General features: G+C 69.9%; 9 protein-coding genes. 4 read left to right on the top strand and 5 right to left on the bottom strand.

Annotation, left to right across the window (positions count from 1 at the left end; all coding sequences use genetic code 11):
- Positions 1-286: 286 nt before the first annotated feature.
- Positions 287-1,246, bottom strand: a complete 960-nt coding sequence (locus Q3A80_RS26565; protein WP_446331790.1) for a LysR family transcriptional regulator — start codon at positions 1,244-1,246, stop codon at positions 287-289.
- Positions 1,247-1,402: 156 nt separating this feature from the next.
- Here Q3A80_RS26565 and Q3A80_RS26560 point away from each other — a divergent pair, with 156 nt between their 5' ends.
- The 3 genes from Q3A80_RS26560 to mmsB all read left to right on the top strand — a co-directional run bounded on the left by Q3A80_RS26560 (position 1,403) and on the right by mmsB (position 5,300).
- Positions 1,403-2,722: an MFS transporter gene (locus tag Q3A80_RS26560; RefSeq protein ID WP_446331789.1), complete on the top strand. Its 1,320-nt coding sequence runs from the start codon at positions 1,403-1,405 to the stop codon at positions 2,720-2,722.
- A gap of 140 nt (positions 2,723-2,862) precedes the next feature.
- Positions 2,863-4,389, top strand: coding sequence for a CoA-acylating methylmalonate-semialdehyde dehydrogenase (locus Q3A80_RS26555; RefSeq protein ID WP_446331788.1), 1,527 nt, complete (start codon positions 2,863-2,865; stop codon positions 4,387-4,389).
- A 17-nt stretch (positions 4,390-4,406) separates the two neighbouring features.
- A complete protein-coding gene (mmsB, locus tag Q3A80_RS26550; protein ID WP_446331787.1) occupies positions 4,407-5,300 on the top strand; it encodes a 3-hydroxyisobutyrate dehydrogenase in 894 nt (297 codons plus the stop codon).
- A gap of 120 nt (positions 5,301-5,420) precedes the next feature.
- On the opposite strand, the gene Q3A80_RS26545 is transcribed toward mmsB, so the two are convergent.
- The 4 genes from Q3A80_RS26545 to Q3A80_RS26530 all read right to left on the bottom strand — a co-directional run bounded on the left by Q3A80_RS26545 (position 5,421) and on the right by Q3A80_RS26530 (position 10,306).
- Positions 5,421-5,753 (bottom strand): hypothetical protein, encoded by a 333-nt coding sequence (locus tag Q3A80_RS26545; protein ID WP_446331786.1) that lies wholly within the window; start codon positions 5,751-5,753, stop codon positions 5,421-5,423.
- A 239-nt stretch (positions 5,754-5,992) separates the two neighbouring features.
- Positions 5,993-8,449 (bottom strand): c-type cytochrome, encoded by a 2,457-nt coding sequence (locus Q3A80_RS26540; protein ID WP_446331785.1) that lies wholly within the window; start codon positions 8,447-8,449, stop codon positions 5,993-5,995.
- Positions 8,439-8,945, bottom strand: coding sequence for a (2Fe-2S)-binding protein (locus Q3A80_RS26535; RefSeq protein WP_446331784.1), 507 nt, complete (start codon positions 8,943-8,945; stop codon positions 8,439-8,441). Before Q3A80_RS26535 ends, Q3A80_RS26540 begins: the two co-directional genes overlap by 11 nt.
- Positions 8,946-9,139: 194 nt before the next feature.
- Positions 9,140-10,306, bottom strand: a complete 1,167-nt coding sequence (locus Q3A80_RS26530) for an FAD-dependent monooxygenase (protein WP_446331783.1) — start codon at positions 10,304-10,306, stop codon at positions 9,140-9,142.
- A gap of 298 nt (positions 10,307-10,604) precedes the next feature.
- On the opposite strand from Q3A80_RS26530, the gene Q3A80_RS26525 reads away from it, so the two are divergent.
- On the top strand, positions 10,605-11,357 hold the full coding sequence (locus Q3A80_RS26525; RefSeq protein WP_446331782.1) for a maleate cis-trans isomerase family protein: 753 nt from the start codon (positions 10,605-10,607) through the stop codon (positions 11,355-11,357).
- Positions 11,358-11,374 lie beyond the last annotated feature (17 nt).

Here is an 11,374-nt window from a genome sequence, read left to right as displayed (position 1 = left end):
CGGCATCCAGTTCTCGTACGACAAGAGCTGAGCCGCGCCCGCCCGCTTGCGGCGGTTCCGGCGCGCATCCGGCGCACGTCGAAGCCGCTCGAGCGTACGGTCTGCCCGACATGAAGCGCCCCGTCCGAGCCGCCCGGCCCGGGCGGGGCGCTTGCGTTGCGGCGCTGCCCGTTGCGGGTCGCCGCGACGGTGAACTCAGCGGCGTTGACGCATCCGCGATTCAACGACGTTCGAACCGGCGTCATGCGTTCCCGCAACGCCACCATCCGCGTCACCCGCCGATCCGCTATTCCGGCTCCCCGACGAACCGCAGCCGCTCCGACTCCCCCATCAGCAACGCGCGATTCGCGTCCGCCGCGGCGCGCAGGTAATCCCACAGCGCCGTCACGCGCCGCAGCTTGCGCAGATCCTCGCGGCAGGTCAGCCAGAAGCAGCGCGTGACCACCACGTGATCCGGCAGCACCGGCACCAGCGCCGGCTGCGTGGCCGCCATGAAGCACGGCAGGATCGCGAGCGCGCCGCCCTGCAGCGCCGCGAACACCTGCGCGATCGCGCTGGTCGTGCGCAAGCCGGCCGTCGCGCCGGGCACGGCGCGCTCCAGGTACAGCAACTCGCTGCTGAACGCGAGATCGTCGACGTAGCTGATGAACGCATGGCGGGCGAGATCGCCGGTGCACGCGATCGGCGGATGATTCGCGAGATAGTCGCGCGTCGCGTAGAGCCGCAGCTGATAGTCGCACAGCTTCGTGACCACGTAAGGCCCGCGCTCCGGCCGCTCGAGCGTGATCGCGAGATCGGCCTCGCGCTTCGGCAGGTTGACGAAATGCGGAACCGGCAGCAGGTCGACCGTCACATGCGGATGCGCGACGCGAAAGCGCGCGAGCTGCGGCGCGAGGAAGAAGCAGCCGAACCCTTCGGTCGAGCCGATCCGCACGTGGCCCGACAACGCCTCGCCGGTGTTCGCGACCTGGTCGCACGCGGACTGCACGGTCGTCTCCATCGCGTCCGCATACGCGACGAGCCGCTGCCCTTCGGCCGTCAGCGTGAAGCCGCCGGAGCGCGACTTGTCGAACAGCAGCGTGCCCATCGCGGCCTCGAGCGCGCGAATGCGCCGCGCGACGGTCGTGTAGTCGACGCCGAGCCGCTTCGCCGCGCCGCTCGCGCGCTGCGTGCGGGCGACTTCGAGGAAAAAGCGCAGGTCGTCCCAGTTCAGGTTGCCGGAAACCGGCTCGGTGGCGTGTCGCATCGGCGGGAAAAAAGGCGGGTGTCTCCGGGCCGGCCGTCGATATGCATAAATGCACATCCAACCGGTTTTCTTGTCGGTACATCATGGATCTGCGCATAACTATACTCGACCGTGACCTGCGGACCATGAGCCGCGGGCAATAAAACCGGAGACACCATGCAGACCCGATCCACCCTCGACGAGCATGCGACCATCGCGACACCCGCGCCCGCGCGCACCGCGAAGCACTACCTGCTGGCCGGCTGGGCCAGCATGGCCGGCACCACGATCGAGTGGTACGACTTCTTCCTCTACGGCACCGCCGCCGCGCTGGTGTTCAACCGCATCTTCTTCCCGTCGCTGGACCCGGTCGTCGGCACGCTGGCCGCGTTCGGCACGTTCGCGGTCGGCTTCATCGGCCGGCCGATGGGCGGCATCGTGTTCGGCCACTTCGGCGACCGCATCGGCCGCAAGTCGATGCTGATGATCACGCTGCTGCTGATGGGCGTGCCGAGCATGATCATCGGGCTGATCCCGTCGTACGACCGGATCGGCTACTGGGCCGCCGCGCTATTGATCGCGATGCGCTTCCTGCAGGGGATGGCGGTCGGCGGCGAATGGGGCGGCGCGGTGCTGATGGCCGTCGAGCACGCGCCGACGGGCCGCAAGGGGCTGTTCGGCAGCCTGCCGCAGACGGGCGTCGGGCTCGGACTGATCCTGTCGTCGGTCGCGATGGCCGCGGTCGCCGCGCTGCCGGACGCCGACATGCTGTCGTGGGGCTGGCGCATGCCGTTCCTCGCGAGCATCGCACTGGTCGGCCTCGGCTGGTTCATCCGCGCGAAGGTGCCCGAGTCGCCGGACTTCGAAAAGATGCAGCGCCAGGGCAAGGCCGAGAAGTCGCCGGTGACGGCCGCGCTGCGCCGCCATCCGCGCGAGGTGCTGACGATCGTCGGCGCGCGCGCCGCCGAGAACACGTGGTTCTACATGGTCGTCACGTTCGCGCTCGCGTATGCGACGCAGCAGCTGCATCTGCCGAAGGCCGAGATGCTGCATGCGATCACGGCCGGCGCGGCGCTGTCGCTCGTCACGATGCCGCTGTGCGGGCATCTGAGCGACCGCATCGGCCAGCGGCGGATGTTCGCGATCGGCCTCGTGCTGATGTGCGCGTTCGCCGCGCCGTTCTTCATGATGCTCGGCACGCAGCAGACGTCGTTCGCATGGTGGGCGATCGTGCTCGGCCTCGGCGTCGTGTTCCCGATCCTGTATGCGCCGGAGTCGCTGCTGTTCGCGCAGCAGTTTCCCGCGGAAATCCGCTACAGCGGCATCTCGCTGTCGGTACAGCTCGCCGGCGTGATCGGCGGCGGCTTCGCGCCGATGATCGCGACGTCGCTGCTGAAGGCCGGCGGCGGGCAGCCGCACTACGTGATCGCGTACCTCGTCGGCTTCGGCGTGTTCGCGCTGGCGTGTACCGCGCTGATGCGGCCGGCCCGGACTTGATTGGGCGCACCGGCTCGCACCCGCCCGCCTTCATCCGATTTCACTTTTCACCTCGACCTGCCGTTCGCCGTGCCCACGCGCGCGGCGCATGCAGGCCACCCTTTTTCCTTTGCATCACCACCGTTGACCCGGAGAGTTCCATGAACGCCGCAGTTCCCCAGACCACCCTCGCCCTGCCCACCGCCAAGCTGCTGATCGACGGCGCGTTCGTCGAATCGCAAAGCGCCGAATGGGGCGACATCGTCAACCCCGCGACGCAGGAAGTGATCGGCCGCGTGCCGTATGCGACGCTCGACGAGGTCGATGCCGCGATCGCATCCGCGCAGCGCGCGTTCCAGACCTGGAAGACGACGCCGATCGGCGCGCGGCTGCGCATCATGCTGAAGTTCCAGGATCTCGTGCGCCGCAATCTCGAACGGATCGCGCACACGCTGACGGCCGAGCAAGGCAAGACGCTGCCCGACGCGCAGGGCGACATCTTCCGCGGCCTCGAAGTGGTCGAGCATGCGTGCTCGATCGGCACGCTGCAGCAAGGCGAGTTCGCGGAGAACGTCGCGGGCGGCGTCGACACCTACACGCTGCGCCAGCCGATCGGCGTGTGCGCGGGCATTACACCGTTCAACTTCCCCGGCATGATCCCGCTGTGGATGTTCCCGATGGCGATCGTGTGCGGCAACACGTTCGTGCTGAAGCCGTCGGAGCAGGACCCGCTGTCGACGATGCAGCTCGTCGAGCTCGCGATCGAGGCCGGCGTGCCGAAGGGCGTGCTGAACGTCGTGCACGGCGGCAAGACGGCGGTCGACCGGCTGTGCACGCATCCGGACATCAAGGCGATCTCGTTCGTCGGCTCGACGCGCGTCGGCACGCACGTGTACAACCTCGGCAGCCAGCACGGCAAGCGCGTGCAGTCGATGATGGGCGCGAAGAACCACGCGGTGGTGCTGCCCGACGCGCATCGCGAGCAGTCGATCAACGCGCTCGTCGGCGCGGGCTTCGGCGCGGCCGGCCAGCGCTGCATGGCGACGTCGGTCGTCGTGCTGGTCGGCAGCGCGCGCGACTGGCTGCCCGATCTGGTCGAGAAGGCGAAGGCGCTGAAGGTCAATGCGGGCGCCGAAGCCGGCACCGACGTCGGGCCGGTCGTGTCGAAGGCGGCGAAGGCGCGCATCCTGTCGCTGATCGACGCCGGCGTGAAGGAAGGCGCGACGCTGCTGCTCGACGGCCGCGACGTACAGGTGCCCGGCTACGAGCACGGCAACTTCGTCGGCCCGACGATCTTCTCCGGCGTGACGACCGACATGTCGATCTACCGGGAGGAAATCTTCGGGCCGGTGGTAGTCGTGATGGAAGCCGACACGCTCGACGATGCGATCGCGCTCGTCAACCGCAACCCGATGGGCAACGGCGTCGGCCTCTTCACGCAGAGCGGCGCGGCCGCGCGCAAGTTCCAGAGCGAGATCGACGTCGGCCAGGTCGGCATCAACATTCCGATCCCGGTGCCGGTCCCGTACTTCAGCTTCACCGGCTCGCGCGGCTCGAAGCTCGGCGACCTCGGCCCGTACGGCAAGCAGGTCGTGCAGTTCTACACGCAGACGAAGACGGTCACCGCGCGCTGGTTCGACGACGACGCGACGGCCGGCGGCGTGAACACGACGATCGCGTTGCGCTGAGCCGACGGAGCCCGACCATGGAAATCGCATTCATCGGACTCGGCAACATGGGCGGCCCGATGGCCGCCAACCTGCTCAAGGCCGGCCACGCGCTGACGGTGTTCGATCTCGACGCGAACGCGGTCGACGCCGCGGTGCGCGCGGGCGCGACGGCGGCTGCGTCGCCGCGTGACGCGGCCGCCCGTGCGTCGCTCGCGATCACGATGCTGCCGGCCGCGCAGCACGTGCGCGCCGTCTATCTCGGCGACGACGGCGTGCTGGCCGGCGCGCGCGCCGGCGCGACCTTCGTCGACTGCAGCACGATCGATCCGGGCACCGTGCGCGCGGTGGCCGACGCCGCCGCGCAGCGCGACTGCCCGCTCGCCGACGCGCCGGTGTCGGGCGGCACCGGCGGCGCGCAAGCCGGCACGCTGACCTTCATGGTCGGTGCGCCGGACGCGCTGTTCGAGCGCATCCGCCCGGTGCTGCTCGACATGGGCAAGAACGTCGTCCACTGCGGCGGCACGGGCACCGGACAGATCGCGAAGATCTGCAACAACCTGCTGCTCGGGATCTCGATGATGGGCGTGTCGGAGGCGATGGCGCTCGGCGCCGCGCTCGGCATCGATCCGGCCGTGCTGGCCGGGATCATCAACACGTCGACCGGCCGCTGCTGGAGCTCGGACACGTACAACCCGTACCCGGGCGTCAACGAGGCGGCGCCGGCCGCACGCGGCTACTCGGGCGGCTTCGCCGCGAACCTGATGCTGAAGGATCTCGGGCTCGCGACCGAAGCCGCGCGCAGCGCACGGCAGCCGGTGTGGATGGGCGCGCTCGCGCAGCAGCTCTATCAGTCGATGAGCCAGCAAGGGCTCGGCACGCTCGACTTCTCCGCGTGCGTGAAGCTGTACGAAGCGCAGCCGCGCGCGTAACGCAACGCACGGACGCGCACCGGCCCGCGATGCCTGTCTCGGCATCGCGGGCCGTTCTGCATTTCAGAGCCATACGGGCACGGGCGTCGCGACCGCTCGCGGCGCAGCGCCGCACGACGCTTACCCGCGCGGGTTCGACGCGGTCTCGAAGGTCGGGTGGCACTCGAACGCAAGCTCGGAGCGCGCGTCGACGCGGCGGCCGCCGGTCACCGACTCCTGCTTCAGGCTCGCGCGCATTCCGCGCTGCGTGCAGTAGTTGGTGGCTTCGCTGACAGCTTTTTCATGGGCGTCGGCCCACGTCGTCGACACGCCGAGCGTGCGCGTCGTCACGGTGAAGACGTTCGGGTTCGACGTCGTGGTGACGTCGGAAGCGGTCGAACACGCGGCGAGAAAACATACGGCAGCCGCGACGGTCAACCATCGCAGGGATCGGAAAGGCACGGAAATGGACATGGGAGGCAAGCGCGCGTCGCTTCGACGGCATTGGGCAACATAGGCGACAGTATGCCCGCCCGATCGCCGGAGATCATGCCCTTTTCCGTGAACACATTGTTTCGAATGGTTAAACGATGGGCCGCCGCCGGCAAGAATTACGGTCCGCGACGCGTTCGGGGTGTGGCCCGTGTGTCGCTTTTCCCGGCTGTCGCGCGATTGCGGCCGGTCCTCCGCGATCGCGCTCGCGCTCGCGCCGATCAGTGCGCGCGCGCCTGCCGGATTCGCGCCGATGCTTGCTGCAGGCCTCGCCACGCCGGCTGGCCCGGTGCATAGCGCGCCCGGATGTACGCGGCGAGTTCGGCCATCTGCCGGTCGTCGAACGCGTCGCGAAAGCCCGGCATGTAGCCGAGCCCGTCGGTGGCCGGATGGTCGATCCCGTCGTGCAGTACGCGCAGCAGGTTGTCGGGCGCGGCCTGGCTGACGCTCGTGTTGAGCCCCATCAGCGGACGCACGCCGAAATGCCCGACGCCGCCCGATTCCGCATGACAGACCGCGCACGCCGCGTCGAACGCGCGCCGGCCGCTGTCGAGGCCGAGCGTCGCGACCGCTTCCGCGCCGTGCGCGCGGCGGGCCGCCGCATCGGCGGCGACGGACGCATCGACCGGCGGCGACAGCGCGGCCAGATAGTGGGCAATCGCGCGGACGTCCGACTCGGGCAGCGCCGCCAAGCCCGCGACGACCGGCGCCATCGGCCCGGCGGCGACGCCGTGCTGCGCGGAAAAGCCGGTGCGCAGATAGTCGAACAGCGCGCCTTCGGTCCACGGCACCGGCGACGCCGGCGACGCGACGAGCGGCGGCGCGATCCATCCCTCGGCCTCGCCGCCGGCCAGGTACGCGCGCGCGCCCTTCTCCGCGCCGAGCGCGTTGCGCGGCGTGTGACATGCGCCGCAGTGACCGGCGCCGTCGACCAGGTACTTGCCGCGATTCCACATCGCCGAGCGCGCCGGATCGGGCGCGAACGGCCGCGCGTCGTGAAACAGCCAGTTCCATCCGGCGACGAGGCGCCGCCGGTCGAGCGGGAACGGCAGCTTCGTCTGCGGCGGCGCATGCTTCACCGGCGGCTGCGACATCAGATAGGCATACAGCGCGAGCAGGTCGGGCTCGCTCAGCTTCGCGAATGCCGTGTACGGGAACGCCGGATACAGATGCGTGCCGTCGCGGCCGATGCCTTCGCGCATCGCACGCGCGAACGCCGGATACGACCACGTGCCGATGCCGGTGTCCGGATCCGGCGTGATGTTGGTCGTGTAGATCGTGCCGAACGGCGTGTCGAGCGCAAGGCCGCCCGCGTTGGTCGCGCCGCCGGGCGCGGTGTGGCAGACCGCGCAATCGCCGGCGAGCGCGATCAGCCGGCCGCGCTCGAGCGTCGCCGCGCTCCACATCGCGCTGTCCGCGCCACCCGGCGCGATCGGCGCGATCGGCGCCGGGCCCGGCAGGATCGCGCACGCGAGCCCGATCAGCCCGCCGATCGCCCCGCCCGCGCCGCCGCCGGCCAGCCAGCGGCGCCAGCGCGACGACGTGCGGCGCGGCGCGCCGGACCGGCTTGCGCGGACATCGGCCGGCCCGGACCGGGCCAGCGCGTCGCGAATACGCGCCGCGTCGAACGGCGGCGCGCGGAACCGCACGCCCGTCGCGTCGTACAGCGCGTTCGCGATCGCGGCCGCGGCCGGAGCGGCCGCCTGTTCGACCCGTTGCGCGTCAGATGCCGAGAGCGGCTGCACGCGATGCGCGCCGGGCGCCGCGTCGTCGAACGCGACGAGTTCGTGCGCGATCGCGTCCGGCCGCGCGTCGCCGCCGGTTTCGTCATGCGCGGGCCGCGCGGACAGCCGCGCACCCATTACGCGCGAAATCGCCGCCTCGATCTGCCATGCGGGCAGGCCCGTCATCGGAACCTGCCCCGGCTCGCCCGCGCCCTGCCCGGCGACGACGCGCCGCACCGCGACGTGGCCCGTCGCGCGATCGACGTCGAGGTCGACGACCCACGCGGACCAGTGCGGCTCGCCGGCACGGTCGGCGCCGGATGGCGGGTGTTCGTCCGCAGACGACTCGGCGCGTGCGCGCGCACCGTCGAACGCGAAGCCGCGCCCCGCGACGCGCTCATGTGCCGATGCCGGCCCGCGCGCGGCGGCCGGCTCGCCCCACGCGGCACGCTCGCTGACCATCCGGATGATCTCGCGCGGCCCCGCGTCGCGCGCCGCATCGAGATGCTGCAGACGCAATGCGACCGGATCGCGCTTCAACGCACCGGCCAGTTCGTCGACGAATGATTCGCGCGCGAACGCATGCGCGTGGCCGGGAATCGTATGGCCGGCGTCGGCCATCTCGATCGACGTCCGTGCGTGTCGATACACGAACGGCGACGACGGAGCGGATGCGTCGCCGTCCGACGCCGGCCCGGGCGCGCGCCGCACATCCGGCCTCGCGCCGGCCTGGGCGCGATAACGCCACGTCGTCATCCGCCCGTCGGCAGCAGTCCGGGTTTCGACATCGAACGATGCGTGCGCACGCGCGCCGCCGATCGGCCATTCGTAACGCGCGCGATGCATGCGCGTCGCGTCGTCGGCACGCTGCATCCGATCGACGGTGAATTCGCCGCGCTGCACGTCGCCCGCATCGGCGTCGGGCGGCACGGGTAGGCCCGGGTCATGCTTCATCGCCGTCGCCCCGCAGATAGCGCGCGGCCCGATGCACCGCGCGAATGATCTCCAGATGCGTGCCGCAGCGGCACAGATTGAAGCGCAGCGCGTCGCGGATCGCCGCATCGTCGGGTGCCGGATTGCGGTCGAGCAGCGCCTTCGTGCTCATGATCATCCCGTTCAGGCAATAACCGCACTGCGCGGCCTGCTCGTCGATGAACGCGCGCTGGACCGGATGCGGTGCGTCGCGCGAGCCGAGCCCTTCGAGCGTCGTCACGTCGCGCCCGTTCGCGGCAGCGGCCGGCACGACGCACGAACGCGTCGGCTGCCCGTCGACGAGCACCGTGCACGCGCCGCACTGTCCGAACCCGCAGCCGTACTTCGGGCCGTTGAGCGCGCAGTCGTTGCGCAGGACCAGCAGCAGCGGCGCGTCGGGCGCCGCAGCGTCGAACGTGTGCGGCGTGCCGTTCACGCGAAACGCGAGCGGCCGCGACGAGGAAGCGGGATGTGACATGAATGGATCCGGAATACAGGGCGCGGGCCGGAAGGCGGCAGCCGGAAGTCCGGCAGACCGCGGCCCGCGGCGGGCACGGCCCCCGGCTCGCGCCGACCGGCGCCGCACACCGCTCACGTATAACACGCCGAAATGCACGCGTAGCGCCGCGGCGGCGACGCGGCATCCGACGCGGACACCGCGCGGCCGCCGCGTCAGGCCACCGCCGCCACGTTGCCGCGCGACGACGAGGACGGCGACACCAGCGGCACGTCGAACACGTCGTAGCCGAACACCCACGACGGATCCTCGTTGGTGCGCAGCCACGTGTTGTTGTGCGACACGAGCTGCACTTTCGATGCGCGCGCCGCACGGTTCGCTTCGTACAGCGCGAACGCGCCCGCGTAATCGCCGATGCCGACTTCGTCGAGACAGCGTGCGAGCATCGCCGCGTCCTCGATCGCCATCGCCGCGCCCTGCGCCATGTGCGGCTTCATCGGATGGCACGCATCGCCGAGCAGCACGAGCCGCCCGCGGCTCCACAGCGGCAGCGGATCGCGTTCGAGCAGCGGCCACTTGGTGATCGACGGCGACACGTCGATCAGATGCTGGATGTCCGGATGGAAGCCGGCGAACGCATCGCGCATTTCATCGCGGCTGCTGTCGACCATCGACACGCCTTCCGGCCACTCGGCCTGCGGCACGCCCGTCACGTAGTAGTACTCGTCGCGCTTTTCGGTCACGTAATAGACCATCATGTGGCGATCTTCCGACCACCACTTCACGCACATGTCGTACGGCTTGTTGTCGAGCAGCGACGCCGGAAACACCGCGCGATGCGCGACGTAGCCCGTATAGCGCGGCGGTTCCGCGCCGAGCAGGTGCTCGCGGATCCGCGAATTCACGCCATCCGCGCCGATCGCGATGTCGGCCGTCTCGACGCTGCCGTCGGTGAACGCGAGGCGCACCGCGTCGCCGGTGTCCTCCACCGACGCGAGGCGCTTGCCGAAGCGGATCGTGCCGGGTGTCACCGCCTGCGTCATCAATGCATGGAAATCGCCGCGATGCACGGTCAGGTAGCTCGCGCCGTAGGTGTTGCGCGCGTAGTCGCCGAGCGGGATCCGCGACAGCACGTCGGCCGTCTGCCAGTCGCGGCTGTACCAGCAATCGGGATGCGAACCCATCGTCTCCAGCGCGTCCTCGCAGCCGATGCGCCGCATGATCTTCATCACGTTCGGGCCGAGATGGATGCCCGCGCCGAGGCGCGAGAACGCCGGCGCCTGCTCGTACAGCGCGACGTCGTGGCCGCCGCGCTGCAGCAGCGCAGCCGCCGCCGTGCCGCCGAGACCGGCGCCGATGATTGCGATACGGGGTTTGCTCATGCGGATCTCCTGATCGTGGGCCCGTCGCCGGATGCGGCACGAGAACGGGCGGATTGAATGGCGTTTATGTAGCGTACACACTCAATTTATTCCGGACAAGCGGATTATGGCCGCGAGTCTCGACACTCGGGAAAACACCGATTATTTCCGGCAAAGCCGCACACTCAAAAGGATATCGCCTTGCAAAAGAGTTTTTGACCCATTGTCATTTTCAAATGTACACACTAGACTTTGCTCGAAACCGGGCGATCCCGCGCCAGCGCGCCGCCCCACCCTTACCGACACGGAGCCTCCCGTCATGAGCAAGACCTACCGCATCGGCCAGATCGTGCCGAGTTCCAACACGACGATGGAAACCGAGATCCCGGCCATGCTGCGGCTGCGCGAAGCAATCCGGCCCGAGCGCTTCACGTACCACTCCAGCCGGATGCGGATGAAGAAGGTCGTCAAGGAAGAACTGGCGGCGATGGACGCCGAATCCGACCGCTGCGCGGTGGAACTGAGCGACGCGCGCGTCGACGTGCTCGGCTATGCGTGCCTCGTCGCGATCATGGCGATGGGCCACGGCTATCACCGCGTGTCGCAGGCGCGCCTGACGAAGCACACCGCCGACAACGGCGCGCAGGCGCCGGTGCTGACGAGCGCGGGCGCGCTCGTCGACGCGCTGAAGGTGATCGGCGCGAAGCGCATCGTGGTGGTCGCGCCGTACATGCTGCCGCTGACCGAGCTGGTGGTCGACTACATCCGCAACGAAGGCTACGACGTGATCGCATACCGTGCGCTCGAGATTCCCGACAACCTCGACGTCGGCCGCCACGATCCGGCGCGCCTGCCCGACATCGTGAAGACGCTGCCGTACCAGGATGCCGACGCGATCGTGCTGTCCGCGTGCGTGCAGATGCCGTCGCTGCCGGCGGTCGCGAAGGTCGAGGCGATGACGGGCAAGCCCGTGATCACGGCCGCGATCGCGACGACCTACGCGATGCTGCGCGAACTCGATCTCGAGCCGGTCGTGCCCGGCGCCGGCGCGCTGCTGTCCGGCGCGTACTGAGCACCGCCGCCACTTCG

It is taken from the genome of Burkholderia sp. SR8, from assembly GCF_052851275.1.
This window is presented reverse-complemented; position numbering and strand designations above follow the sequence as displayed.

Bases quoted from the DNA above. Each gene is read 5' to 3' on its own strand.
- Q3A80_RS26565 (WP_446331790.1), bottom strand. From the start codon at position 1,246: ATGCGACACGCCACCGAGCCGGTTTCCGGCAACCTGAACTGGGACGAC.
- Q3A80_RS26560 (WP_446331789.1), top strand. From the start codon at position 1,403: ATGCAGACCCGATCCACCCTCGACGAGCATGCGACCATCGCGACACCC.
- Q3A80_RS26555 (WP_446331788.1), top strand. From the start codon at position 2,863: ATGAACGCCGCAGTTCCCCAGACCACCCTCGCCCTGCCCACCGCCAAG.
- mmsB (WP_446331787.1), top strand. From the start codon at position 4,407: ATGGAAATCGCATTCATCGGACTCGGCAACATGGGCGGCCCGATGGCC.
- Q3A80_RS26545 (WP_446331786.1), bottom strand. From the start codon at position 5,753: ATGTCCATTTCCGTGCCTTTCCGATCCCTGCGATGGTTGACCGTCGCG.
- Q3A80_RS26540 (WP_446331785.1), bottom strand. From the start codon at position 8,449: ATGAAGCATGACCCGGGCCTACCCGTGCCGCCCGACGCCGATGCGGGC.
- Q3A80_RS26535 (WP_446331784.1), bottom strand. From the start codon at position 8,945: ATGTCACATCCCGCTTCCTCGTCGCGGCCGCTCGCGTTTCGCGTGAAC.
- Q3A80_RS26530 (WP_446331783.1), bottom strand. From the start codon at position 10,306: ATGAGCAAACCCCGTATCGCAATCATCGGCGCCGGTCTCGGCGGCACG.
- Q3A80_RS26525 (WP_446331782.1), top strand. From the start codon at position 10,605: ATGAGCAAGACCTACCGCATCGGCCAGATCGTGCCGAGTTCCAACACG.